The 23,682-nt window shown below is 71.3% G+C and carries 22 protein-coding genes and 1 pseudogene; 11 read left to right on the top strand and 12 right to left on the bottom strand.

All coding sequences use genetic code 11. The annotated features are described in order from the left end of the window. Positions 1–308: 308 nt before the first annotated feature. Complete coding sequence (gene ribA / locus I6J71_RS16605) at positions 309–944, bottom strand: GTP cyclohydrolase II (RefSeq protein ID WP_204095523.1); 636 nt, start codon at positions 942–944, stop codon at positions 309–311. A 98-nt stretch (positions 945–1,042) separates the two neighbouring features. Here ribA and I6J71_RS16600 point away from each other — a divergent pair, with 98 nt between their 5' ends. Then, positions 1,043–1,522, top strand: a complete 480-nt coding sequence (locus tag I6J71_RS16600) for a MarR family winged helix-turn-helix transcriptional regulator (RefSeq protein WP_204095522.1) — start codon at positions 1,043–1,045, stop codon at positions 1,520–1,522. Positions 1,523–1,589: 67 nt separating this feature from the next. On the opposite strand, the gene I6J71_RS16595 is transcribed toward I6J71_RS16600, so the two are convergent. The 5 genes from I6J71_RS16595 to I6J71_RS16580 all read right to left on the bottom strand — a co-directional run bounded on the left by I6J71_RS16595 (position 1,590) and on the right by I6J71_RS16580 (position 5,060). Further along, a complete protein-coding gene (locus I6J71_RS16595) occupies positions 1,590–2,231 on the bottom strand; it encodes an FHA domain-containing protein (RefSeq protein ID WP_204095521.1) in 642 nt (213 codons plus the stop codon). Then, positions 2,204–2,341, bottom strand: a complete 138-nt coding sequence (locus tag I6J71_RS16590; protein WP_204095520.1) for a hypothetical protein — start codon at positions 2,339–2,341, stop codon at positions 2,204–2,206. Before I6J71_RS16590 ends, I6J71_RS16595 begins: the two co-directional genes overlap by 28 nt. Positions 2,342–2,394: 53 nt before the next feature. Next, entirely contained in the window at positions 2,395–2,778 is a 384-nt protein-coding gene (locus I6J71_RS48295; protein WP_239154920.1) for a hypothetical protein, read from the bottom strand. Between the two features lie 324 nt (positions 2,779–3,102). Beyond that, on the bottom strand, positions 3,103–3,240 hold the full coding sequence (locus I6J71_RS48290; protein ID WP_239154918.1) for a hypothetical protein: 138 nt from the start codon (positions 3,238–3,240) through the stop codon (positions 3,103–3,105). After that, a complete protein-coding gene (locus I6J71_RS16580; protein ID WP_204095519.1) occupies positions 3,237–5,060 on the bottom strand; it encodes a serine/threonine-protein kinase in 1,824 nt (607 codons plus the stop codon). The genes I6J71_RS48290 and I6J71_RS16580 overlap by 4 nt, the downstream gene beginning before the upstream one ends. A gap of 174 nt (positions 5,061–5,234) precedes the next feature. Here I6J71_RS16580 and I6J71_RS48285 point away from each other — a divergent pair, with 174 nt between their 5' ends. The 4 genes from I6J71_RS48285 to ahcY all read left to right on the top strand — a co-directional run bounded on the left by I6J71_RS48285 (position 5,235) and on the right by ahcY (position 10,134). After that, positions 5,235–6,047, top strand: a complete 813-nt coding sequence (locus tag I6J71_RS48285) for a DUF3040 domain-containing protein (protein ID WP_239154916.1) — start codon at positions 5,235–5,237, stop codon at positions 6,045–6,047. Positions 6,048–6,470: 423 nt separating this feature from the next. Continuing rightward, positions 6,471–7,508 carry a DNA polymerase IV gene (locus I6J71_RS16570; RefSeq protein WP_204095518.1) on the top strand — a complete coding sequence of 346 codons (1,038 nt, stop codon included), beginning with the start codon at positions 6,471–6,473 and terminating at the stop codon, positions 7,506–7,508. Between the two features lie 68 nt (positions 7,509–7,576). Further along, the gene (locus I6J71_RS16565) at positions 7,577–8,350 is read left to right on the top strand and encodes a GAF and ANTAR domain-containing protein (protein WP_204095517.1); all 774 of its coding nucleotides are present in this window, start codon (positions 7,577–7,579) and stop codon (positions 8,348–8,350) included. 308 nt (positions 8,351–8,658) lie between these two features. After that, positions 8,659–10,134, top strand: a complete 1,476-nt coding sequence (ahcY, locus tag I6J71_RS16560; RefSeq protein WP_204095516.1) for an adenosylhomocysteinase — start codon at positions 8,659–8,661, stop codon at positions 10,132–10,134. 241 nt (positions 10,135–10,375) lie between these two features. Here ahcY and I6J71_RS50770 read toward each other — a convergent pair whose 3' ends face one another. Together I6J71_RS50770 and I6J71_RS16550 are read right to left on the bottom strand one after the other, a co-directional pair. Then, on the bottom strand, positions 10,376–10,738 hold the full coding sequence (locus tag I6J71_RS50770; RefSeq protein ID WP_370542156.1) for a hypothetical protein: 363 nt from the start codon (positions 10,736–10,738) through the stop codon (positions 10,376–10,378). A 38-nt stretch (positions 10,739–10,776) separates the two neighbouring features. Further along, a complete protein-coding gene (locus I6J71_RS16550) occupies positions 10,777–11,673 on the bottom strand; it encodes a Ku protein (protein WP_204095515.1) in 897 nt (298 codons plus the stop codon). A gap of 242 nt (positions 11,674–11,915) precedes the next feature. On the opposite strand from I6J71_RS16550, the gene I6J71_RS16545 reads away from it, so the two are divergent. From I6J71_RS16545 to I6J71_RS16535, 3 genes are all read left to right on the top strand, one after another. After that, complete coding sequence (locus I6J71_RS16545) at positions 11,916–12,557, top strand: TetR/AcrR family transcriptional regulator (protein WP_204095514.1); 642 nt, start codon at positions 11,916–11,918, stop codon at positions 12,555–12,557. Positions 12,558–12,603: 46 nt separating this feature from the next. Beyond that, complete coding sequence (locus tag I6J71_RS16540; protein ID WP_204095513.1) at positions 12,604–14,337, top strand: ABC transporter ATP-binding protein; 1,734 nt, start codon at positions 12,604–12,606, stop codon at positions 14,335–14,337. Between the two features lie 178 nt (positions 14,338–14,515). Beyond that, positions 14,516–16,417, top strand: coding sequence for an ABC transporter ATP-binding protein (locus tag I6J71_RS16535; protein WP_204097090.1), 1,902 nt, complete (start codon positions 14,516–14,518; stop codon positions 16,415–16,417). Positions 16,418–16,817: 400 nt separating this feature from the next. On the opposite strand, the pseudogene I6J71_RS16530 reads toward I6J71_RS16535, so the two are convergent. Then, positions 16,818–18,564, bottom strand: a pseudogene (locus I6J71_RS16530) (pyruvate dehydrogenase). A gap of 121 nt (positions 18,565–18,685) precedes the next feature. On the opposite strand from I6J71_RS16530, the gene I6J71_RS16525 reads away from it, so the two are divergent. Together I6J71_RS16525 and I6J71_RS16520 are read left to right on the top strand one after the other, a co-directional pair. Next, the gene (locus I6J71_RS16525; RefSeq protein ID WP_204095512.1) at positions 18,686–19,432 is read left to right on the top strand and encodes an SRPBCC domain-containing protein; all 747 of its coding nucleotides are present in this window, start codon (positions 18,686–18,688) and stop codon (positions 19,430–19,432) included. A 50-nt stretch (positions 19,433–19,482) separates the two neighbouring features. Then, the gene (locus I6J71_RS16520; RefSeq protein WP_204095511.1) at positions 19,483–20,859 is read left to right on the top strand and encodes a DNA polymerase ligase N-terminal domain-containing protein; all 1,377 of its coding nucleotides are present in this window, start codon (positions 19,483–19,485) and stop codon (positions 20,857–20,859) included. Here the strand turns inward: I6J71_RS16520 and I6J71_RS16515 are convergent. Both I6J71_RS16515 and I6J71_RS16510 read right to left on the bottom strand, forming a co-directional pair. After that, complete coding sequence (locus I6J71_RS16515; protein WP_204095510.1) at positions 20,849–21,241, bottom strand: SPW repeat protein; 393 nt, start codon at positions 21,239–21,241, stop codon at positions 20,849–20,851. The genes I6J71_RS16520 and I6J71_RS16515 overlap by 11 nt on opposite strands. 100 nt (positions 21,242–21,341) lie before the next feature. Beyond that, positions 21,342–21,695, bottom strand: coding sequence for an STAS domain-containing protein (locus I6J71_RS16510; RefSeq protein WP_204095509.1), 354 nt, complete (start codon positions 21,693–21,695; stop codon positions 21,342–21,344). A 563-nt stretch (positions 21,696–22,258) separates the two neighbouring features. On the opposite strand from I6J71_RS16510, the gene I6J71_RS16505 reads away from it, so the two are divergent. Continuing rightward, positions 22,259–22,429: a hypothetical protein gene (locus I6J71_RS16505; protein WP_204095508.1), complete on the top strand. Its 171-nt coding sequence runs from the start codon at positions 22,259–22,261 to the stop codon at positions 22,427–22,429. Between the two features lie 501 nt (positions 22,430–22,930). On the opposite strand, the gene I6J71_RS16500 is transcribed toward I6J71_RS16505, so the two are convergent. Further along, complete coding sequence (locus I6J71_RS16500; RefSeq protein ID WP_204095507.1) at positions 22,931–23,629, bottom strand: DJ-1/PfpI family protein; 699 nt, start codon at positions 23,627–23,629, stop codon at positions 22,931–22,933. Between the last annotated feature and the right edge of the window lie 53 nt (positions 23,630–23,682).

Here is a 23,682-nt window from a genome sequence, read left to right as displayed (position 1 = left end):
CAGGCTCGCTCCTCAGTGGAAAACCGCGCACAGCAAACGGTTTGCGCCGGATTCACGGTCTCCGCTGCGCGCGGACTCCGCCGGCCGGCCGCGGGCGCGTCGAGCGACTGTACGCCACTGATCATCGCGATGACCTCGGTGAAGCGGCTGCCGCATCCACGCGACAGGTCATGCAGCGGCGCGGCCCGCCCTTGCAGGACGAGGCCCCGCGGCTACGCGTTGCCGATCCTGTCCATTCACGACTGCGGCGGCGCACGTGCGGCCGGCCGGCAGGCCTCGATGGACCATTCGAGCCGGCGGACGCGACGTCAACTGGCGATGCCGGCGTGCCCGAAACCCTTCGGCAGCGTGAGGCTGTGACCGGTGTGCTCGATCTTCGCGCGCAGGTAGCGGACGTTGGTCTCGGTCGCGAACACGCCGGTGCGCACTCGCTCGTGCACCTCGAGACCGTGCGCGGTCAGCTGCGCGGCCTTGTCCGGGTTGTTCGACAGCAAGTCGAGCTTCCGCACCCCGAGCGCGAGGAGCATCTGCGCGGCGGCGGTGTAGTCGCGGGCGTCCTCGGGCAGGCCGAGCGCCGCGTTGGCCGCGTACGTGTCGAGGCCGCTGTCCTGCAGGGCGTACGCGTCGAGCTTGTTGTACAGACCAATGCCGCGGCCCTCTTGGCGCAGGTACAGCAGGTAGCCGCCGGCCTCGGAGATCCGCGCGACGGACTCGCGCAGCTGCGGGCCGCAGTCACAACGGGCCGAGCCGAAGACGTCACCGGTGAGGCACTCGGAGTGCAGCCGCACGAGCGGGACGTCACCGGGCTCGCCCAGCACGAATGCCAGGTGCTCCAGCCCGTCGGTGAGCCCCCGGAACGTGACGGCCTCCGCGTCGACCTCGAAGTCCTCGCCCAGCCGCAGCGGGATCCGCACCCGCGTACGCACCTCCGCTGCTGTGGCCATCGACCGCTCCGTTCTCCCAGGTAGTTCAAATTCGAACCACGACTCGACCGACCCTACAACAACGTTCAAATTGGAACAACCTGCGTTACCATGGGTGCATGGCCGAACCCCGATGGCTCACGGATCGCCAGCTGCAGACCTGGCAGGCCTTCCTGGCGGTGACCTCGCAGCTCAACCGTCGCGTCGAACAGCAGTTGCGCGACGACGCGGGGCTTTCACACCCACAGTACGAAGTTCTGGCCCGCCTCGCCGCCGCCGGCGGCGCGCTGCGGATGACGGAGCTGGCCGGCGCCGCGCTGACGTCGAAGAGCGGCTTGAGCTACCAGGTCGGGCAGCTGGAGAAAACCGGGCTCGTCGGCCGCCGCTCGTGCGAATCCGATGACCGGGGCGTGATCGCGTTCCTCACGGATCTCGGCTGGTCACAGCTTCGCGAAGCAGCCGCGGGCCACGCCGCCCTCGTCGGTGAACTCCTCGTCGACCACCTCACCCCCGAGCAGTTCACGGCCTTCGGCGAAGCCCTCGACATCCTCGACACCCACCTCCGCGGCGCCGATCGGCCGCAGCGAACGGCGGTGTGAGACTCGGCACCCGGCCGTCGCGGAGTCCGTCCCGGCCCGGGCGATGGCACAACCACCTCCGGCGCCGCTACTCGCCGACTGTCCTCTGTGTCCAGTCGGACGCCCCGGGCGACGCTGCCGTGGCGGTCAACAGGGCGAGGTCCGGCGGCACCAGCACGGCCGACGCGACGAGGCCGGTCAGCAGCTGCTCGTCGCCGCACGCCGGGGGGAGGCGGGCGCGCACTGCGCCGACCGCGGCGCGCACCGTGCGCGGGGTCCAGCCGCCGGCGGGGTCGAGGGCGGTGAGCTGGGTTGCCGCCCGCTCGAACGGCACCACCCGCGGATGCGCTTCCCAGCGCAGGAAACTCTGGCCGACGACGATGAGCGCGAGCCGTTCCCAGGCGGCGAGCACGCCGTCGGCCACGGGTGGCGCGACCGGCCGGCCGTCGGCGACGTGGACCTCCAGCACGTGCTCGCGCCCGCGGGAGCCGTGCACGAACAGCGGCAGGTAGCCGCCCGGCAGCGGCACCGGCGCGGCGCCGGTGAAGAGCAACCGCGACTCGGGCAGGCGCAACGGAACCTTGCCGGTCGCCCGCACCCACCAGCGTTCGCGGTGGCGCTCCAGCACGCCGTGGCGGCGGCTCACGCGCCGGTCGTCCTCCCCCACCGGCACGGACACCTCAGCGGTGTTGCGCCCGAACGTCACCGGGTCCAGCACACCCGGCGGCACCAGTACTCCCCGGCCGGCCCGAGGACCACCAGCGTGCCCGCCGGGGACACGAACCCCCGCGCCAGGCTCGGGTGCCCGGCGGGCAGCACCCGCGTCCCCGCACCGGTCACACCGCCCCCTCCCCCGCTCCGGCGCGGGGGCCGGCCCGCCGCGCCCCGCGAGGCTAACCAGGCGCTGCCGGGACCCCTCCCGAACCGGGCGCACCACCGGCTTCGTCGTCGGCCGGTTCGAGCATCGCGAGGTCCGGCGGCACGAGCGAGGTGGACAGCAGCAGTTCCTTCACGAGGTTGTCGTTGAGGGAGTTGCCCACGGGCTCACCGACTTCCTCGCGCGTGAGACCCGCGACGCCGGCGCGGGCGAGCCGGGCGCGCACGGCGACCACGAGGTGCTCCGCGCGCTTGGGCGTCCAGCGCTTGCCCGGTTCCAGCTCGGCGAGCTGCTCGGCGATCTGCCGCCACGCCATCGGTTGCGGATACGGCTGCTGCAACAGGTAACGCTGCGCCAGCGACACGAGCACGAGCCGTTCTTCGGGGCTGAGGCGCCACATGCGCGGCGGCTCCGTCTGTCCTGCGGCTGCGACTCGGGCCGCCGCCCGTCCGCGCCCGACACGTACAGCTCGAGCAGGTGCTCGCGGCCGGCGGAGCCGCGCACGAACACGGCCGTGTAGCCCTGTGCGAGCGGCACCGGCTCCTCCTGGGGGAACAGCAGCCGCGAGCCGGGCAGCCGGATCGGCAGCCGGCCCGTGTTGTGCATCCACCAGGCGTCGTGGCGGCGCACGAGGAACCCCTGCTTGCGGCTGACCTTGCGGTCGTCCTCGCCGACGCACACGTGCACGTCCTCGCGGTTGCGGCCGAAGAGCACCTCGCGCCCGTCACCGGCGGCATGCGGATCCCGCCGGTGACGGCAGCGCGAAGATCGTGCCGGGCGGCGAGGGCGGCACGCCGTAGGCGAGGCTGCCGTGGTCGGCACCGAGGGGTTCGGCCTGGCCGCCGGGGCGCAGTGCGGTCATGCCTGCGGCAGCTTCGAGACGACGGTGCCGGCGAGCGCGGTGGCCGGCGCGCACAACTGGGCCGAGGGCGGGTCGCCGTGCACGACGACCTTGAGCTGCTCCACCGCGGCCTCCCCGTGCGCGTCGGTGTACCGGCGGTAGACCAGCAGAGCCTGGCACGTGTCGTCGGCGAACTCGTCGGTCTTGAGGTACACGTCGTGGCCGGCGACCTGCACGAGCTGGCCCGTGCCCCCGTCCGGCGGCTGGTCGCGGTCGAAGATCACGGTGACCCCGCGGCTCGAAGCCGAGCTGTCCCAATCGCAGGTCCAGTTGCCGTAGCCGGGCTCCACCTGCACCGGAGCCGCGACGCCCGCCGCGCTGCCGAGCGTCGCCGGATCGAGCAGCGCGCAGGCGTCGACGCGCGCGAGCGAACCCGCGGGCCAGGGCGTCGCCCGCGCCGGAACGCCCGAAGCGGCCAGCACCTTCGTCGCGGACGCCACCGCGACCCCGGCGGCCTGGCACACGTCGAGGTGGTCGCCCGGGTCGTCGGCGATGGTCACGCGCACGAGGTAGCCGTCCTGCAGCCGGATCAGGCGCACGCAGTCGCCGTCCTGCGCGGGGTCGCCGAACACGTCGAACGGAGCCGAGCGCGTGCGCTGTCCCTCGGGCGCCGCTTTGTCCGCGGGCGCGTCCTGCAGCTCTACCTTCACGTCGGCCTGCACGTCGTCGCCAGGGCGGTGGATGATCACGTCGCAGCGGTCGAAGTTGCCGTAGTCCGGGTCCACCTCGGGGTCGCCGAAGGGCTTCAGCGGCGCCGGGTCGACGAGCCGGCACGGGTCGCCCGAGCGCGGATCGCGCCCGATCCCGAGCTTCGCGGGTCCGGCGGACGCGCCCGCGCCGGCGGCGGGGGTCCCCGGTTTTCCCTTGCCGTGCACCACGATCAGCGCGACGCCGGCGAGCACCACGACCGCCGCGACGGTCACCCCGGCGAGCACCAGCCCGCGTCGGCGGCCACCGGCGGGGCGCAGCGGCGCCGCGGCCGGGAGCCCGTCGAGCCCCGCCGCGAGGAGGTCGTGCGCGGCGGCGGCGGTGGGCCGGTCCGCGGGCGCGGAACGCATCAGCGCGGCGAGCGCCGGCGCGAGATCGCTCGCCTGGCGCGGCTGCGGCACGGCGCCCTCCGCGGCGCGGTGGATCGTCGCGTACTCGTTGCCGCCACCGAAGGGCGGCACCCCCTCGGCGGCGGCGAACAGCGTGGCGCCCAACGAGAAGACGTCCGACGCGGGCGTCGGCGCGTGCCCCTGCGCGACCTCCGGCGCGAGATAGCCCGGGGTGCCGCCGATGAGCGGCGAGTCGGTGAGCGTCTCGTCGGTGCGGACCGAGCGGGAGATGCCGAAGTCGGTGAGCTTCGCGCGGCCGTCGTCGGTGATCAGGACGTTGCCGGGCTTCACGTCGCGGTGCACGATGCCGCGTTCGTGGACCGCGGCCAGCGCCGCCGCGACCTGCACGCCGATCTCCGCGACCGTGCGCACCGGCAGGCTGCTTCGCTCGGTCAGCAGCTCGGCGAGGCTGCGCGACGGGACGTACTCCATCACCAGCCACAGCTCGTCGCCATCGGCCACCACGTCGAAGAAGGTGACCACGTTCGGGTGCTGCACCCCGGCGGCGAGCCGCGCCTCACGCCGCAGGGTGCGGCCGCTCACCGCGTCGGAAAGCCGGGCCTGCTTGACCGCCACCACGCGGTCGAGCTGCTCGTCGCGCGCACGCCAGACCACGCCCATGCCGCCGGTGCCGATCCGCTCGAGCAGTCGATAACGCTGCGCGATCAGCTGGTCACCCTGCACCGACGCTCCCCTCGGCGTGGTCGGACCTCAGTGTGGTAACTCGCAGTAACGATACTGCATCGCGTCCGCGAGCAGGAAGCGGCCCGAACCCGGGACGGGTCCCGGCGGCGCCCTTACGCTGCGGGTTGCGCATGGAGGACAACCGCTGCGAAAAGATCGGCCAACACGTGCCTCATGGCCGAGGCCCTGAACGTCGGCAAGGGACACACCACGGACTTCGTCATGAAGGACAACTACTGCGAGACCATCAAGGCGTCGCAGGCGCTGACGTTCGAAGACGTCCAGGACGCCACCCTCACCGGCAACACCTTCGCCGCGGGGCCCGACCAAGCGAGCGGGCTCGCGACCGGCTCGACGGGCGCACACGTCGACGGGAACCACGCCGACCCGGCCAGTCACTGCGAGGTTGGGCTCGACCGTTCGTCACGCCGGAGCTGCGTCGGCCCCGAACCGGCCTGCGAGCCGTGCCGGTTCCCGTGGGCGGACAATGAGAACCGGCCGGCACCCGCGCTTCGCAGCGTGAGCGCCGCAGTCACTCGTCCGGCCGATCAAGGATCCACAGTGGACCCCGGACTCCAGCCGGCGACCCATGAATCGACGTATAGGCCGTTATACGACGGCGAACACCCGGGTGAATCCGCTCCGGAGCGGTTGGCGCACCGCGCGTGCGGGTACTTGCCGAACACACCGGCAGGCGCGCCGCCGAAGGAGACCTCCATGCTCAGTCACGAGGAACGCAGCGAGCTGGACAAGATCGAGCGCTGGTTCGAAGTCAGCGACCCCGCACTGGCGGCGGCCCTGACTCGGGGCAAACCCGCCCCGAACCGCCTGGCCGCGACCGTGATGGCGGTGCTGTTCGACCTGGCCGCCGTGGCGTTCCTCGTCGGCGGCCTCGTGACCACCAGCCCCGCCCTCACCCTGGGCGCCCTCCTGGCCGTCGGCGGCGGCGTCGCCCTCCACATCATCGGCGGCCACAGCCACGGCTGATCCGACGCACCGCAGCTGCGACCGCCACGCGACCACTCACCCACCGGCCCACCGCTGCCCACCGCACCGGGCTACGCACCGCACCCTTCACCCACGCCTGCCCCCCGCTGCCCTACGCAACCTCACCACGCGCTCACCCCACCCACCGCCACCCGACGACGCACCCCACCACACAGCCAGACCCGCCCCTGCACCTCGATCCCCGCTTTCCACGCGGTGACAATCAAAAATCGGGGTGCCCCAGTGGGTTTCCGATCCGGCGCAACGTCGCGCGCCAGCGCGACGAGCCGGCCACTCCCCAGCGCAACAAGCCGCGCCTCCTCAAGACAACAAGCCGCCCCCCCAGCACAACAAGCCACCCACACCCCCACCCCAGCACCACATACGTGCACAACCCCACCCCAACCCCGCACACTGGATCCCGTGCCCACCACCACCTGGGTCCTCCACGTCGATCTCGACCAGTTCATCGCCGCCGTCGAGATCGCCCGCCACCCCGAACTCCGCAACCGCCCGGTCGTCGTCGGCGGGAACGGCGACCCCTCCGAACGCGCCGTCGTGGCCACCGCTTCCTACGAAGCCCGCGTATTCGGCATCCAGTCCGGCATGCCCTTGCGCCTGGCCGCGAAGCGCTGCCCCGATGCCGTCTTCCTCGCCACCGACGCCCCCGCTTACCAGGAGGTCTCCGAGCGGGTCATGGCGCGGCTGCGGCAGTTCCCGGCCGTCGTCGAGGTCCTCGGCTGGGATGAGGCCTTCCTCGGCGTGACCACCGCCGATCCGGAGGCCTTCGCCGCCGATATCCGCCACGCGGTGCAGGAAGAGACCGGCCTGTCGTGCTCCGTCGGGATCGGCGACAACAAGCTGCGCGCCAAGCTCGCCACCGGCTTCGCCAAACCCGCCGGCATCTACCGGCTCACGCGGGAGAACTGGTGGGCCGTGATGGCCGAGCGGCCCACCGACGCCCTGTGGGGCATCGGGCGCAAGACCGCGAAGAAGCTCGCCGAAGCCGGGCTCACCACGGTGCTGCAGCTGGCCGGCGCCGACCCCGAAGACCTGGCCGCGCGCTTCGGCCCGCGGCTCGGCCCGTGGTACCGGCTGCTCGCGGGCGGCGTCAGCGACGCCGAGGTCACCGCCACCCCGTACGTGGTCCGCTCACGCGGCAGGGAAACGACCTTCCAGCAAGACCTCACCGATCCGGGCCGCATCGCCGACGAGGTCGACGGGCTTGCCCAGCGCGTCGCGGCCGACGTCGCCGAGGAGGGCCGCCCCGCGGCCCGCGTGGCGGTGAAGGTGCGGTTCGCGCCGTTTTTCACCCACACGCACAGCGTCACGCTGCCCGAGCCGACGTCCGACGCCGCCGCCATCGGCCGCGCGGCCCACGAGGTGCTGGGGATGTTCGAGCTCGGCAAGCCGGTGCGGCTGCTCGGCGTCCGCGCGGAGTTCCCGCCTCCGCCGGGGTAACGGGCGCCGTTTGGCCGCCACCCCGGCGCGGGTAGCCCGGAGGGAACCCCAGGATTCGAGGTGACGGCATGTCCGACGGCGACGCTGCCCGCGCGCTGCCCGGCGACCGGTTCGCGGGGCTGGGCACGGAGTTCGGGGGGCTCACCCGGTCGCTGCTCGGTGCGACGACCATCGGCGGTGTGCTGCGCGAACTCGTGACGACCGCGGCGCGCGTGATCCCGGCGGCGTCGCTGGTCAGCATCACGCTGCGCGGGCCCGACGGGCTCTTCTACACCCCCGTCGAGACCGACCCGATCGCGACCGAACTCGACCAGGTGCAGTACCGCGCCGGTGAAGGTCCCTGCGTCGACGCGGCCCGTCCCGACGGACCGGCCCACGCGGAGAGCCAGGACCTCGCGCGCGAGGCCAAGTGGCCGCAGTTCGGTCCGGCCGCCGCCCGCCACGGCGTCGGCTCCCTGCTCGCCATCGCGCTGCTGCCCGACGCGCGCCCACCGCAGGTGTCGGGCGCGCTGAACGTTTACGCCCACGATGCCGGCGCGTTGACGGAAGCCGATCGCGAAGTGGCGCTCCTGCTGGCCACCCACGGCTCGCTCGCGCTGGCGAACACGCGCGCCGTGACCGCCGCGGAACTGCAGAACGCGCAGCTGCGCAAGGCGATCGACTCCCGGGACGTGATCGGTCAGGCCAAGGGGATCCTGATGCAGCGGCGCGGGATCACGGCCGACGAGGCGTTCGACATCCTGCGCCGCACGTCACAGGAGCTGAACGTGAAGCTCACCGTGCTGGCCGAGACGCTGGCCACCCGCCACGTCGACCTCGACCTGCCCGAGCCGCTCGCTTGACAGCCTCCTTCCGCTCTTGCCATGGTGGATGGCGGGAAAACCAGACGCGCGCCCGCGGGCGCGCACTCCGGGCCGAGAGGCGCTGCGACGGCAACCCCTGAGGGTTCCGCCACGCTCCGCCCGTGAGTTCCGGACAAGGGCGCCTCCTGACAAGGAGGTGCCTCTTTTGCTTTCACCGAAGCGGAATTCGCCGGCGAACGGCGTCCGCGCCTCCTGAACCCTCCGGCAGGCTCCGGTGCCCCGCACGCGGTGGCGCCGTGATTCGCCTTGCCCGGCAACGGAAACGACCACCTCCAAGGGGAACCGACATGAGTCCGAACCTGAAAACCGTGAACGGCGTCGACTTCGCCGTCGCCGACCTGGCCCTCGCCGAAGCCGGGCGGACGCAGCTGCGCCTGGCCGAGCACGAGATGCCGGGCCTGATGGCGATCCGCCGCGAGTTTTCCGAAGCGCGGCCGCTGAAGGGCGCGCGCATCGCCGGCTCGCTGCACATGACCGTGCAGACCGCCGTGCTGATCGAGACGCTCGTGGCACTCGGCGCCGACGTGCGCTGGGTGTCCTGCAACATCTTCTCCACCCAGGACGAGGCCGCCGCGGCGGTCGTCGTCGGTCCTAACGGGACACCGGAAAAGCCCGAGGGCACACCGGTGTTCGCGTGGAAGGGCGAAACCCTCGACGAGTACTGGTGGTGCACCGACCTGCTCTTCCGCTTCGCTGACGGTCAAGGCCCGAACATGATCCTCGACGACGGCGGTGACGCGACGCTGCTCGTGCACAAGGGAGTCGAGTTCGAAGCCGCCGGCGCCGTGCCGGAAGCCGACGAGAGCGACCCCGAGGAGTACCGGATCATCTTGCGCACCCTCGCCGAGAGCCTCGCCGCCGACCCCGGGCGCTTCACGCGCCTGGCCGATGGGATCCGCGGCGTCACCGAAGAGACGACCAACGGCGTCAAGCGCCTCTACAAGCTCGCCACCGAAGGCACCCTCCTGTTCCCGGCCATGAACGTCAACGACTCGGTGACGAAGTCCAAGTTCGACAACAAGTACGGCATCCGCCACTCCATGGTCGACGGCCTCAACCGGGCTACCGACGTGATGATCGGCGGCAAGCTCGCCGCGGTGTGTGGCTACGGCGACGTCGGCAAGGGCGCCGTCGAGGCGCTGCGCGGCCAGGGCGCGCGCGTCGTGGTCACCGAGATCGACCCGATCTGCGCGCTGCAGGCGGCGATGGAGGGCCTCGACGTGGTCGAGCTCGACGACGTGGTGGAGCGCGCCGACATCTTCCTCACCACGACCGGCAACTTCGGGATCATCTCGGCCGCGCAGATGGGCCGGATGAAGCACAACGCGATCGTGGCCAACGTCGGCCACTTCGACAACGAGATCGACATGGCCGGGCTCGCCAAGGTGCCCGGCATCCGGAAGCTCGAGATCAAGCCGCAGGTGCACGAGTGGCGCTTCCCCGCGGCCGACGGGCGCGCGGCGCACTCGATCATCGTGCTGTCCGAGGGCCGGCTGATGAACCTCGGCAACGCGACCGGGCACCCGTCGTTCGTGATGTCGAACTCGTTCGCGAACCAGGCGATCGCGCAGATCGAGCTGTTCACCAAGCCCGGCGAATACCCGGTGGGCGTGCACCGGCTGCCGAAGCTGCTCGACGAGAAGGTGGCGCGGCTGCACCTCGACGCGCTGGGCGTCAAGCTGACGAAACTCAGCAAGGAGCAGGCGGAGTATATCGGCGTGGACGTGGCCGGCCCCTACAAGCTGGAGCACTACCGGTACTGACGGCGCTCGCCTGCCTGATCGGGCGCGCCGCCGGCTAAGGGGTCCTCCGGCTCCGAGGGGGAGGGAGAGCCGAAGGACCTCGTTAGTGTTAGCACATCGCCAAGCCGGTGTACACAGCTGCATACACGATCGGGTAAGGATCGGCGCCGGACGGGAAGCCGCCTGGCTGAACACCGTGAAGGCCCCGTTCGCCGGCGCGCCGGAGAGCGGGGCCTTCACGGTCACCGAGCCGCGGGAGGGCTCAGGAAGCCTGCCGGAGCACCGCCTCCACCTCGACGGCCAGCGTGCAGGAGCACGCGTCGTCGAGCGTGTGGCAGTCGATGATGAGGGCGTGCCGGACGCGGTCGAGATCCGTGCAGTTCTCGTCCGTGCACTCGGCGAACCCGCCGTCCGGGTGAACGACCAGGGTGCCGTGGCAGTGGTCGATCCCGCTGGTGCAGAACGCGCACTCCATGCTCATGCCGCCTTCCGCGATCGTGCTGGGTAGTGAACCGGACGGCTTCTTGGTACCACCGGTGAGCGCCAGAGTCTGGCATACCGGCGGCGTGTCGCCGCGCCCGGTCCGGTGATCTCCGGCGCGGCGCAGGTCACCGCGGGAGGGCACTTTTCACGCCGGCTCCGTACGGTCCGGCCGGGCGCGGTTCAGGCGCTCTTCGGCCGGCGCGCCCGCGAAGTGGTTTTCTTCGCCGGCTTCTCGTCTTCGTCGGCTGCGGGTTTGCGCGAGCGCGGGGACGCGGCCTTCTTGGCCCCGGTGGACGAGCGCGACTTGCGCGCCTCGGAGACGCTCGCTTCCAGCGCGGCCATGAGGTCGACGACGTCGGCCTTCGCGCCGACTGCGCCGGGTTTCTTCGTCTCCTGACCCGAGACCTTCGCCTCGATCACCGCTTCGAGCGCTTCGCGGTACCCGTCCGCGTATTTCTCGGACTCGAAGACCGGCTCCGACAGCGAGTCGATGAGCGAGCCCGCCATCGTCACCTCCTGCGGGCGCACCTGCGGCGGGTCCTCGCGCAGGAACGGGAAGTCGGGCGTGCGCACCTCGTCGGGCCACAGCATGGTGGTCATCACGAGCACGTCGGAGACGACCCGCAACAGAGCCAGGCTCTCGCGTTGGCGCACCGCGACCTTCGCGATCGCGACGTGGCCCGCCTTGTGCAGTGCGTCGCGCAGCACCACGTACGGCTTGACCGCGTTCTTCTGCGGCTCGAGGTAGTAGGTCTTGTCGAACTGGATCGGGTCGATCGACTCCAGCGGCACGAACTCGAGCACGTCGATCGTGCGCTGCGTGGCCAGCGGCAGTTCGGCGAGGTCGGCGTCGGTGAGCACGACCATCTCGCCGTCGGGCAGCTCGTAGCCCTTGGCGATCTCGGCGTAGGGCACTTCTTCGCCGTCGACCGTGCAGAAGCGCTTGTACTGGATGCGGCCGCCGTCGGCTTCGTGCACCTGCCGCAGCGACACGTTCTTGTTCTCCGTGGCCGCGTACAGCTGGATCGGGATGCTGACCAGCCCGAACGAGACCGAGCCCTTCCACATCGCCCGCATGCGCGCTCCTCCGCTGTCCGGCTGCCTGGCTAACACTCACGCTCGGTAACAACCGTAGCCGGGATCGTCCGTTCCCGACAGCCCCGCCGATCGGCCCGGGCGCCGACCGGCCGAGCCTGACCTGCGCCGATGGGTTCGAGCCGGTCACCCAGAGTAGCAACCAGTACCGGATCCGGATGCCGACCAAAAGTGCGCGGCACGCAGTTTTTTGCGTGTCGCGCACTTTCGCTACTCTGGTGGGCATGACCTCCGAACCCGCGGCACCCGTCCTCGGCCTGCGCGAACGCAAGAAGATCGCGGCCAGGCAGGCGCTCGGCACCGCCGCACTGCGCCTCGCGCTCGAGCGGGGCATGGACCAGCTGCGAGTCGAGGACATCGCGAACGAGGTGGGCGTGTCGCCGCGCACGTTCAACAACTACTTCTCGAGCAAGGAGGAAGCGGTCTGCTCCTTCATCGTCGCGCAGCAGGAGCGCGTGCGGGAGGCGCTGCGGGCCCGGCCGGCCGAAGAACCGCTGTGGGACGCGGTGATCAACGCGGCGGTGGAACAGTCCTCACGCGACGGCCGGCCGACGCGCGAAGACGTGCGCCGGATGCGCGAAATGCTCCAGAACGCCGGTTTGTTCGCCGAAATGCTGCGTGCCCACGCCACCGTGGAGCGGGTGCTGGCCGAGGCCGTCGCCGAGCGGGCCGGCGGTGGCGCAAATCCGTTGCACGCGCGCATGCTCGCGGGGATCGTACAGAGCGCTTCCCGCATCGCGTTCCACAACTGGCTCACGTCCGGCCGGGACGAGCAGTTCCTGCCGACGTTCGTCGAACTCCTGCGGGAAGCCTCCACCGGCATGCCGTCCCTGACCGCGGCGGCGGCCGGCGCCGCCCGCGCCTGAGAACCGAACCACCACGACCGACACCACCCTGGGGGAGAACCGACCCGTGCTGATCCGCCTGTTGCGCAGTCACCTGCGCCCTTACAAGACGACCATCTGGCTGGTCGTCGTCCTGCAGCTGGTACAGACGCTGGCCGCGCTGTACCTGCCGACGCTCAACGCCGACATCGTCGACGGCGGCATCGTCAAGGGCGACACCGGCTACATCATGCGGGTCGGCGCCATGATGCTGCTGATCACGCTCGTGCAGATCGGCGGCTCGATCGGCGCCGTCTACTTCGGCGCCCGCACCGCGATGTCACTGGGCCGCGACGTGCGCGCCTCGGTGTTCCACCAGGTGCAGGACTTCTCGGCCCGCGAGGTCGGCCAGTTCGGCACGCCGTCGCTCATCACGCGCACGACCAACGACGTGCAGCAGATCCAGATGCTGGTGCTGATGACGCTGACCCTGATGGTGTCGGCGCCGATCATGTGCGTCGGCGGCATCGTCCTGGCGCTCAACCAGGACGTGCCGCTCTCGTCGCTGCTGCTGGTGATCGTGCCCGTGCTGGCCATCGCCGTCGGTCTCATCATCTCGCGGATGCGCCCGGCGTTCCGGCTCATGCAGGTGCGCATCGACAAGATCAACCAGGTCATGCGCGAGCAGATCATGGGGATCCGCGTGATCCGCGCGTTCGTGCGCGACCGGCACGAGCAGGAGCGCTTCGGCCAGGCCAACGACGAACTGCTCACCGTGTCGCTGCGGGTCGGGCGCCTGATGGCGCTCATGTTCCCCACCGTGATGCTGGTGGTGAACGTCTCGAGCGTCGCCGTGCTGTGGTTCGGCGGTCACCGCATCGAGAGCGGTTCGATGCAGATCGGCGCGCTGACGGCGTTCCTGGCCTACCTGCTGCAGATCCTGATGTCGGTCATGATGGCCACCTTCATGTTCATGATGGTGCCACGCGCGGAGGTCAGCGCCGAGCGCATCACCGAGGTGCTCGACACCGAGCCGAGCGTGCGGCCGCCGCTGAAGCCGGTCTCCCCCGCCGGCGTGCGGGGCGTGCTGGAGCTGACCGCCGTCGAGTTCTGCTACCCCGGCGCGGAGAAGGCGGTGCTGCGCGACATTTCGCTCATCGCGCGGCCCGGAGAGACGACCGCGGTCATCGGCAGCACCGGCAGCGGCAAGACGACGCTGCTGAACCTGATCCCGCGGCTGATGGACGCCACCGCCGGCAGCGTGCGCGTGGACGGCGTCGACGTGAAGGAACTCGACCCGGCGGCGCTGGCGCGCGTGGTGGGGATGGTGCCGCAGAAGCCGTACCTGTTCGCGGGCACGGTGGCGAGCAACCTCCGCTACGGCAATCCGGACGCGACGGACGAAGAGCTCTGGCACGCGCTGGAAGTGGCGCAGGGCAAGGACTTCGTGGAGCGCATGCCCGAAGGCCTCGCGGCGCCGATCGCGCAGGGCGGCACGAACGTGTCGGGTGGCCAGCGCCAGCGGCTCGCGATCGCCCGGATGCTGGTGCACAAACCGGAGATCTACCTGTTCGACGACTCGTTCAGCGCACTGGACTACGCCACCGACGCGGCGCTGCGCCGCGCGCTGGCCGACGAAACCCGCGACGCGACGGTGGTCATCGTCGCGCAACGGGTGAGCACCATCCGCGGTGCCGACCGCATCGTCGTCCTCGACGACGGCCGCGTCGTCGGCACCGGAACCCACCACGAACTGATGGACGGCAACGAAACGTACCGCGAGATCGTGCTTTCGCAGCTGACCGAGCAGGAGGCGGCGTGAGTACACAACGGCGAACGCTCACTCGCGACGCCGACCGGGTGCGGGTCTCCCGCGAGACACAGGAGGCGGCGTGAGCGAGGAAGACACCACTTCGGGTGGGGTGGCGACCGAGGTCGGCGAACGGCCGACCGCGGCGCGCAACAAGAACGTCGCGCCGGCCGCGGGACCGGGACGGTTCATGGCCGGTGGCATGCCGCCGGAGAAGGCTCTGGACTTCAAGGGGTCACTGGCCCGGCTGCTGCGCCTGCTGCGGCCGCAGCGTGCCGCGCTGATCGGGGTGCTCGTTCTCGGCACTGCGAGCGTCGCGCTGACCGTCATCGGGCCGAAGGTCCTCGCGCAGGCGACGGACCTGATCTTCGCGGGCGTGATCGGGAAGAACCTGCCGGCGAGCGTGTCGAAGGAGGCGGTGGTCGCGGGGCTGCGGGCGCAGGGCAACACCACGCTCGCGGACATCTTCCAGCGCGCCGACATCGTGCCCGGGATGGGCATCGACTTCACGGCCGTGGGCCGGGTGCTGCTGCTGGTGCTCGCGCTGTACGTGATCGCGTCGTTCTTCGGGTTGATCCAGGCCCGGCTCACGACGAGCCTCGTGCAGGGCGCGGTGTACTCGCTGCGCCGCGAAGTGGAAGCGAAGCTCTCGCGGCTGCCGTTGCGCTACTTCGACCGCCAGCCGCGCGGTGAGGTGCTCAGCCGCGTCACGAACGACATCGACAACCTCGCGCAGTCGCTGCAGCAGACACTTTCGCAGATCGTCACGTCACTGCTGACGGTGGTCGGCGTGCTCGTGATGATGTTCCTCATCTCGCCGCTGCTCGCGGTGATCGCGCTGCTGACCGTGCCGGCGTCGGTGTTCATCGCGGCCAAGATCGGCAAGCGGGCGCAGCCGCAGTTCATCAAGCAGTGGTCCACCACCGGGCGGCTCAACGCACACATCGAGGAGATGTACACCGGCCACTCCCTGGTGAAGGTCTTCGGCCGGCGCGAAGAGGCCGAGCAGGTGTTCAAGGAGCACAACGACACGCTGTACAACGCGAGCTTCCGGGCGCAGTTCATCTCGGGCACGATCCAGCCGGCGATGATGTTCATCGGCAACCTGAACTACGTGCTGGTGGCGGTGATCGGCGCGCTGCGCGTGGCGTCGGGCAGCCTGACGCTGGGCGACGTGCAGGCGTTCATCCAGTACTCGCGCCAGTTCAGCCAGCCGGTGACGCAGATCGCGAGCATGGCGAACCTGCTGCAGTCGGGTGTCGCGTCGGCCGAGCGCGTGTTCGCGCTGCTCGACGCGAAGGAGCAGGAGCCCGAGCCGGAGCACCCGGAGCGGCCGGCGGTGGTGCACGGCAAGGTCGAGTTCCAGGACGTGTCGTTCCGCTACCTCGAGGACACGCCGCTGATCGAGGACCTGTCGCTCACGGTGGAGCCCGGGCAGACGGTCGCGATCGTCGGGCCGACCGGCGCGGGCAAGACCACGCTGGTGAACCTGCTGATGCGGTTCTACGAGATCGACGGCGGGCGGATCACTCTCGACGGCGTGGACATCGCGAAGATGGACCGGGAGGAGCTGCGCGCGAAGACCGGCATGGTGCTGCAGGACGCGTGGCTGTTCGGCGGCACGATCGCGGAGAACATCGCGTACGGCGCCGATGGCGTGACGCAGGAGCAGATCGTGGAGGCCGCCAAGGCGACCTACGTCGACCGCTTCGTGCGCACGTTGCCCGACGGCTACGACACCGTGATCGACGACGAGGGCGGCACCGTCAGCGCCGGCGAGCGCCAGCTGATCACGGTGGCGCGCGCGTTCCTCGCCCGCCCGGCGATCCTCATCCTCGACGAGGCGACGAGCTCCGTCGACACCCGCACGGAGGTCCTCATCCAGCACGCGATGAACTCCCTGCGGGAGGGCCGCACGAGCTTCGTGATCGCCCACCGCCTCTCCACCATCCGCGACGCCGACGTCATCCTCGTGATGGAGTCGGGCCGCATCGTGGAGCAGGGCGACCACGAAACCCTGCTTCATGCGGGCGGCGCCTACTCGCGCCTGTACGCGGCGCAGTTCGCCGAAGCGATGGCCGAAACGGACTGAACGTCCCCGCTGCCCGGGGCGGTGCCGTGCGCGGCACCGCCCCGGTTCGCGTTCACAGGCGCGGCACGTTGCGACCGTCGCCCCAGCGCGACGCGGGGCCGGCGCCTCAGCGGCAATGTCGGCCCGGAGTCTTCCGGTGGGATGTGCAGCCTCGCTGCGGTCGGCCGCCCCCGGTTTCCCCTGCTCCCGATCAGCCGAGCCGCTGGGAAGTCTCCCTCGCTGCGAACTCACTTCACTGGCCGCCGCCGAGGCGCTCGCACGCCGCCGGCGCGACCTCGTCGACCTCGGCGGCGGCCCGCGACCGGCACCACCGACCTCCCCGGCCGAATGGCGGCCGAACACCACCGGATTCCTCCACGCTGCGGCGCGGTGCCGTGCGCGGCACCGCCCCGGTTCGCGTTCACGGGCGCGGCACGTTGCGCAGGTTCGACTTCGCCAGCTCCAGCATCTTGCCCACCCCGCCGCCGAGCACCGTGCGCGAGGCGGCCAGCGCGAAACCGCGGACCTGCGCCGCGGTGATGTTCGGGGGGATGGACAGGGCGTTGGGGTCGGTGACGACGTCCAGGACGGCCGGGCCGTCGTGGTCGAGGATCTCGCGGAGGCCGTCGCGCACTTCGGCCGGCTTTTCGACGCGGCGGGCGTGCAGGCCGGCCGCCCGGGCGAGGGCGGCGAAGTCCACCTGGTCATGGTCGGTGCCGAAGGACGGCAGTCCGTCGACGAGCATTTCGAGCTTGACCATGCCCAGCGAGGAGTTGTTGAACACCACGGCTTTCACCGGCAGCTTCTGCGTGCGCAAGGTCAGCAGCTCGCCCAGCAGCATGGCCAGCCCGCCGTCGCCGCACATCGCGACGACCTGGCGGCCCTGGGCTGCGCACTGGGCGCCGATGGCGTGCGGCAGCGTTCGCCATGCTGCCGTGCACGAACGAACCCAGCACGCGGCGCCGGCCGTTCGGCGTCAGGTACCGCGCGGCCCAGACGTTGCACATACCGGTGTCCACGGTGAACACCGCGTCGGCCGCGGCTTCCTCGTCGAGGAGGTCGGCGACGTACTCCGGGTGCAGCGGCACGCGCTGCGCGACGTCGCCGGTGTAGGCGTCGACCACGCGCTGCAAGCCGCGCTCGTGCTTGCGCAGCATGGCATGCAGGTACGAGCGGTCTTCCTTGCGCCGCAACCGCGGCCATGCGGCGCGGATCGTGGCGCCGACGTCGCCCAGCACGCCGAACTCCAGCACCGAGCGGCGCCCGATGCGGGCCGGGTCGAGGTCGACCTGCACGGTGTTGCGCTGCGGCAGGAACGTGTCGTACGGGAAATCGGTGCCGAGCAACAGCACGAGGTCGGCCTCGTGCATCGCTTCGTAACACGCGCCGTAGCCGAGCAGGCCGCTCATGCCGACGTCGAACGGGTTGTCGTACTGCACGAACTCCTTGCCCCGCAAGGAATGCCCGACGGGTGCGGCCACGGTGTCCGCCAGCGCGAGGAGATCGTCGTGGGCGTCGCGGCAGCCCGCGCCGGCCATGATCATCACCTTCTCGGCCCGGTTGATCCGCTCCACCAGCCGGTCGACGTCGCCCGCCGCGGGCACCACCGCCGGTGGCGTGCCGAGCGAGGCGGACACGCCCGTCGGGTGGGCCGCCGGCTCGTGCGAGACGTCGCCGGGCAGCACGAGCACGGCCGCACCGCGCCGCCCCACGGCGTTCTGCACCGCGATCCGCGCGAGCCGCGGCATCTGCTCGGGGCTGCTGACCAGCTCGCAGTAGTGCGAGCACTCGGCGAACAGCTGCTGCGGGTGCGTTTCCTGGAAGAACCCGGTGCCGATCTGCGTCGACGGGATGTGCGACGCGATGGCGAGCACCGGCGCGCCCGAGCGGTGCGCGTCGTAGACCCCCTGCAGCAGGTGCAGGTTGCCGGGCCCGCAGCTGCCGGCACACACGGCCAGCTGCCCGGTGACCTGCGCTTCGGCGGCCGCTGCGAACGCGCCCGCCTCCTCGTTGCGCACGTGCACCCAGTCGATGCCACCCTTCGCCGCTCCCCCGGTGCGGCGCACGGCGTCGACGACGGGGTTGAGGCTGTCGCCCACCACCCCGTAGATGCGCCGCACGCCGGATTGCACGAGCACGTCGATCAGCTGGTCGGCCACGGTCGCCATGAGCGGTCCTTTCCCTCGGTCCCCCGCAGTCTCGCACCTGGACGCCGCACCCCGCCGCACCCTTGACAACTATTCTTGTCAATGCCACGGTGAAGTTCCGTCAGGTGAGGAGGAACCGGTCATGACGCACGAGTTCGAAGTCGCCAAGCAGGTCCGCCTGCCCGCTGACCCCGAGGCCGTGTGGGATGCCGTGGCCACGGGGCCCGGTATCGATTCGTGGTTCATGGGCAAGCACGAGGTCGACGCCGGCGCCCGTCGAGTCCGCTTCCGCATGGGCGAATTCACCAGCGAAGCCGAGATCACCACGTGGGAACCGCCGCACCGGTTCGCCTACCGCGCCACGCCCGCGCCCGACGGCAGCTTCGACGCGTTCGAGTTCCTCGTGGAAGCGACCGGGGGCGGCACGTCGGTGCTGCGTTTCATCCACCACGGTTTCACCGCGGAGGACTGGGGCGAGGAGTACCACGAGGGCTTCAGCCGCGGCTGGGACATGTACCTGCACACACTCGGCCAGCTCCTGCGGTACTTTCCGGGCCGCCGCGCGCAGTTCGTGCTCGCGTCCGGGCCGGAGTCGTCGGCGGCTCCCGAAGCGTGGCGCAAGCTCGTCGCCGCCCTCGGCCTCCCCGCCACACCCGAGGCGGGTCAGCCGGTGCACTTCGAGGTCGACGGGCTTCCCGCCATCGACGGCGTGCTGGACTACCCGAACGCGCACTACGCCGGGATCCGCACGGCCGGCGCGCTCTACCGCTTCCACGAGCGCTCGGCGCTCGGCATGCCGATCGCGGTCGGGCACCACCTCTTCTTCGAGGCAGACCCGGAGGAACAGAGCAAGGTGTGGCAGGCGTGGCTGGAGCGCGTGCTGGGGTGAACGAGGACTAGAGTGGGCGCACCCGAAGGGACGAGGGTGCCACGCCTGCCATGGCGGACGAACTCGCCGAACGCCGGCGCAAGCGCGCACTCGGCTGCACCCCCGAAGCAGTGCCCGAAACCCCCGTCGACCGCGGCGGCGTCTTCGTCGTCCAGGAACATCACGCGAGCCAGTTGCACTGGGACTTCCGGCTCGAACGCGCCGGGGTGCTCGCCTCGTGGACCGTCCCGCGTGGGGTGCCCCGATCCCCCGGCCGCGGTCGGCTCGCCGTCCGGATCGATGACCAAGACGTGGCCTACGCGGACTTCGAGGGCGAGATCCCGCAGGGCGAGTACGGCGCTGGCACCGTCGAGGTGTGGGACCGTGGCCGCTACGAGACAGTCCACTGGCACGAGCATCGCATCGAGTTCGTGCTGTACGGCGAACGTCTTCGCGGCCGCTACGAACTCGGCCGCCGCGAAGACGGCGTGGCCGACGGCTGGACGCTGCGCCGGCTCGACCCCGCGGAAGCCGGGCACGAAGACACCCCGAGGTTCCTCGCGCCGATGCCCGCGCGGCCCGGCCGCCTGCCCTCGACCGCCGAAGACGCCGAGTGGGCCTACGAGTTCGCGTGGGGCGGGCGCCGGACGATCGTGCGCGCGGGCGGCGGGCGGGTGACGGCCATCGACGAGACCGGCGCCGACGTCACCGGCCGCTACCCGGAGCTACGCGGCCTCGGCGCGCAACTCGGTTCCTCGGAAGCGTTGCTGGACGGGGAGATCGTGGTGTTCTCCGGCGGCAAGCCGGACCCGGCGGGCCTTCGCCGGCGCACCGAAGCCGATCCGGCCGTCGCCGTCCGGCTCGTGGACCGGCACCCGGCGTTCTTCTTCGTCTCCGACGTGCTGCACCTCGACTACCGGTCGCGGCTGGAGTTGCCGTACACCGAACGCCGGGCCCTGCTGGACGACCTCGGCCTCCGCGGCGATCACTGGCAGGTCCCGGCCGCGCACTTCGGCGACGGCGGCGCGGTCGCGCGGGCGAGCCGCGAGCACGGACTACCCGGCCTCGTGGCCAAGCGCCGGTCGAGCCCGTACCGGCCCGGCCGCGCCAACTCGGACTGGCTGTACGTCGAGTCGCCTGACGTTCGCCGCGTCGTGATCGGCGGCTGGCGGCCCGGCGGCGGACGCCGTGCCGGCACGTTCGCCTCGCTGCTGCTGGGCGTTCCCGACGGCGCCGGGTTGCGGTACGCGGGCAGCGTCGGAGTCGGCTTCTCCCAAGGGGAACTCGTCTCCCTGGCCGCCGCGCTGGCGCAGCTGGAACAACCGGATTCGCCGTTCGAGCAGGCGCCCGAACACGCCGACGCACACTGGGTCCGGCCCGTGCTCGCCGCAGAGGTCGTGCACGGGCCGAATTCCGCGCCTCGCTGGCGTGGGTTGCTCAGCGATTAGCCGGGCGCTTCAGCAGCAGCGCGACACCGGCGGCCAGCACGACGACGCCGGCGATCACGTTGCCCGCCAAGGCGCCCGCCGACGGCGCGGTTTCGTCGCCGTAGCGCAGCACCAGCGGAGAGATCGCGGCCCAGAGGCCGAGCACGGGCAGCACCCACGTGAGGGCCTGCGGCCGCGGATCGCGTGCTCGCACGGCCGCGAGCACGATGATGGCCAGCCCCGTCACGGTGTTGCTGACCGCGAGTTCGGCCGCGCCGCCGAAGCGCGCTAGCCACGGGCCGATGATCAAGTACAGACCGGCCAGCACGGCCAGCCCGGCAGCTGCTCCGACCAGCGCGCCGACAGCGCCGCGGGCACCGGAGCGTTCGGTCGGGGTGGACATCCCGGATCACCTCGCCGTTCTCTCGGGTTCACCGGAGGACTACCCAGCGGCGGCGCGGCACCAACCACCGCGGCGTGATCGCCACCCGATCAGCGGCAGCTCATGCCCGGGCGGCGGCACACGCTTCCACGAGGCCCGGACGTACGTCGAGCGCCTTGTCGGCGCCCGTCACACCGAAAACGCGCAGCACCAGCGGCACGGTCACGACCACCGACAGCGAAGGCCGCGTGCGGCTCGTCTCCTCCAGCGCGCGCAGTCCGGCGCAGCTGAGGAACCCGACCCGCGAGAGGTCGACCACGAGCTTGTCCCCCACTACGCACGCTTCGGCCAGCACCGTCCGGAAGTCGCCGATCGAAGCGGCGTCGATCTCGCCCACGGCGGTCACGAGCACGAGGTCGTCGTCGCGGACGGAAGTCAGGAGGGTGAGGCCGGAACCCCCTCGGCTGTGGGGCATCTGTACGACGGTACGCCGTCCGCCTGCCCGGTCAACCCTCGCGGGCCACGCGGGTGGGCGACCTCACCTGCCACCCCTGGTGACGGAACGTGCACGCACCGGTCATGTGACTGGTGCGCCGGGCCGGAGACTGCCCATCGCCCTCAGAGGTGGCCAGGCCCCGCCCCGGCCTCGGATCGGTCCGTGGCCGCCCGGCCGGGCGGGGGTTCGGGCGCGCACCACAGCGGCGGCGGGTGCGCGCCGGAAGCCGATCGGCCGCCGCTCGTGGAGAAGGTGATGTCCCAGTGATTGCCCTCGTATGCGCCATGACCTGCCCTGCAACCTCACTCGTGGGGCAGATATGGGGCAGACACCTCGACCACCGGGGCACGCCGCGACCGACGCGGAACCCGGGCAGTCGCTGGCCTGGCTGTGGTCATCGCGCTGGCCGGGTTCGCTACGCCGATACAGCCTGCCGAGCGGCCGGCCGCGGCGCCGGCGTGCGACCGTTCGGCGGTGATCGCGGCGACGACGGCGCGGCTCGGTGAGCACGTCTCGTCGTTCGCGGTGGTCTCCCCGAGCGGATGAAGGCGCAGGCGCCGGACAACGCGGCCGCGTACGCGACGGAGTCGGCGGTGGTCTACTCCTCCGGCATCCCGTGCCGGTACCTGCCCGCGGTCGTGGCGCACGAGCTCGCGCATGTGTGGCAGGCCCGGAAGTACGGCACGATGGCCCACGCCGACGTCGCAGCATGACTGGGCCCCTCACGGCATCCCGCACCGTCGTGGCATGACTGGTCCCCTCACCCCACTGCCGTAAACACGACCGGTCCCCTTGAGCCAAGTCATGCCGCACCCCCGTGGCATGACTGGTCCTCTCGCACCGTCTCGCATTGCGCCCGCAAGGCACGGATGGACGTCACGCTCCGAACCCCGCCGCACCCCGAGCGCACGAACGGCCCCGTCGGGTCAGGCCACACCGCGCCAGCAAGGCACGAACGGTCCCCCCTCACGCCCGGAAGTGCCGCTCCGCGAGCCGGCGAGCGAAAGGGGTACCGTTCCTCCCGCGACCGGCACCGCACCGCGCGGCGACACCGGGACCCCGTTCAGGACCACCCGCGCGCACGGCCCAACTCATCCCTCGTGAAGGGATCACTCAGCCACGCCCAACGGTGCGAACGGTCCCCTCGCACCCGGCCGCTCGGCGCGCGACGAGGCGGCGGCGGGGCCTGCCGCGACCGCAGCCGGACCCGCCGGTCAGGCGTATTGGAGCAGCTTGGCCTTCAGGTCAGGGCGGTCGGTGAGGGTGTCGCTCAGCGAGTACTCCAACAGTGGCTTCAGTTCTGCGTACGGAGCGGCCGACCAGTCGAGGCCGCCGAGGGGAGGTTCGGGGTCGTATTCGATGCCGAACTGGACGCGGCGCGCCAGGTCGGGGCCGGCGAGGCGCTCGACGAGGTGCAGGGCCAGGTCGATGCCCGCCGAGACGCCCGCGGCGGTGATGACCGGGCCGTCCTCGACCCAGCGTTTCGCGACGGGCGTGGCGCCGAACGCGCGCAGCAGGTCGCGGAACATCCAGTGCGTGGTGGCTTCACGGCCGGTCAGGAGGCCGGCCTCGCCGAGGAGCAGGGCGCCGGTGCAGACCGACGTCATGAGCGTGGCCGTGCGGGCGGCCGAGGTCAGGTAGTCGATGAGCGGGCGGTTCGCGAGTGCCTGCACCGTCGGGGCGGAACCGCCCGGGACGAGGACGCCGAAAGGCTCCGGAACCTGCTCGAACGTGTGACTCGGCGCGATCCGCAGGGGCGTGTCGGTGCCGCCGGCGTCAAGGGTTTCGCCCACCACCACCACGCGGAACTCCGGCTCCATCAGCGCGTAGGCGCTCAGGACCTGCAACGGCCCGACCAGGTCGAGCACCGTCAGGCCGGGATACACGACAAACGCGAACGTCTTCTCGGTCATGGGGACCAGCGTGCCTGCGAAACACCCGGCGGGGGCGGCGCATGTCCGCATTC

The organism is Amycolatopsis sp. FDAARGOS 1241 (assembly GCF_016889705.1).
Classification (GTDB): domain Bacteria; phylum Actinomycetota; class Actinomycetes; order Mycobacteriales; family Pseudonocardiaceae; genus Amycolatopsis.
The sequence above is the reverse complement of the archived record's forward strand: the minus strand, read 5'-3'. Positions and strand labels throughout refer to the sequence as shown.

Coding starts and splice junctions, on each gene's coding strand:
- ribA (WP_204095523.1), bottom strand. CDS start 944: ATGGCCACAGCAGCGGAGGTGCGTACGCGGGTGCGGATCCCGCTGCGG.
- I6J71_RS16600 (WP_204095522.1), top strand. CDS start 1,043: ATGGCCGAACCCCGATGGCTCACGGATCGCCAGCTGCAGACCTGGCAG.
- I6J71_RS48295 (WP_239154920.1), bottom strand. CDS start 2,778: ATGTGGCGCCTCAGCCCCGAAGAACGGCTCGTGCTCGTGTCGCTGGCG.
- I6J71_RS48290 (WP_239154918.1), bottom strand. CDS start 3,240: ATGACCGCACTGCGCCCCGGCGGCCAGGCCGAACCCCTCGGTGCCGAC.
- I6J71_RS48285 (WP_239154916.1), top strand. CDS start 5,235: ATGGCCGAGGCCCTGAACGTCGGCAAGGGACACACCACGGACTTCGTC.
- I6J71_RS16565 (WP_204095517.1), top strand. CDS start 7,577: ATGTCCGACGGCGACGCTGCCCGCGCGCTGCCCGGCGACCGGTTCGCG.
- ahcY (WP_204095516.1), top strand. CDS start 8,659: ATGAGTCCGAACCTGAAAACCGTGAACGGCGTCGACTTCGCCGTCGCC.
- I6J71_RS16550 (WP_204095515.1), bottom strand. CDS start 11,673: ATGCGGGCGATGTGGAAGGGCTCGGTCTCGTTCGGGCTGGTCAGCATC.
- I6J71_RS16545 (WP_204095514.1), top strand. CDS start 11,916: ATGACCTCCGAACCCGCGGCACCCGTCCTCGGCCTGCGCGAACGCAAG.
- I6J71_RS16535 (WP_204097090.1), top strand. CDS start 14,516: ATGGCCGGTGGCATGCCGCCGGAGAAGGCTCTGGACTTCAAGGGGTCA.
- I6J71_RS16525 (WP_204095512.1), top strand. CDS start 18,686: ATGACGCACGAGTTCGAAGTCGCCAAGCAGGTCCGCCTGCCCGCTGAC.
- I6J71_RS16520 (WP_204095511.1), top strand. CDS start 19,483: ATGGCGGACGAACTCGCCGAACGCCGGCGCAAGCGCGCACTCGGCTGC.
- I6J71_RS16515 (WP_204095510.1), bottom strand. CDS start 21,241: ATGTCCACCCCGACCGAACGCTCCGGTGCCCGCGGCGCTGTCGGCGCG.
- I6J71_RS16510 (WP_204095509.1), bottom strand. CDS start 21,695: ATGCCCCACAGCCGAGGGGGTTCCGGCCTCACCCTCCTGACTTCCGTC.
- I6J71_RS16505 (WP_204095508.1), top strand. CDS start 22,259: ATGAAGGCGCAGGCGCCGGACAACGCGGCCGCGTACGCGACGGAGTCG.
- I6J71_RS16500 (WP_204095507.1), bottom strand. CDS start 23,629: ATGACCGAGAAGACGTTCGCGTTTGTCGTGTATCCCGGCCTGACGGTG.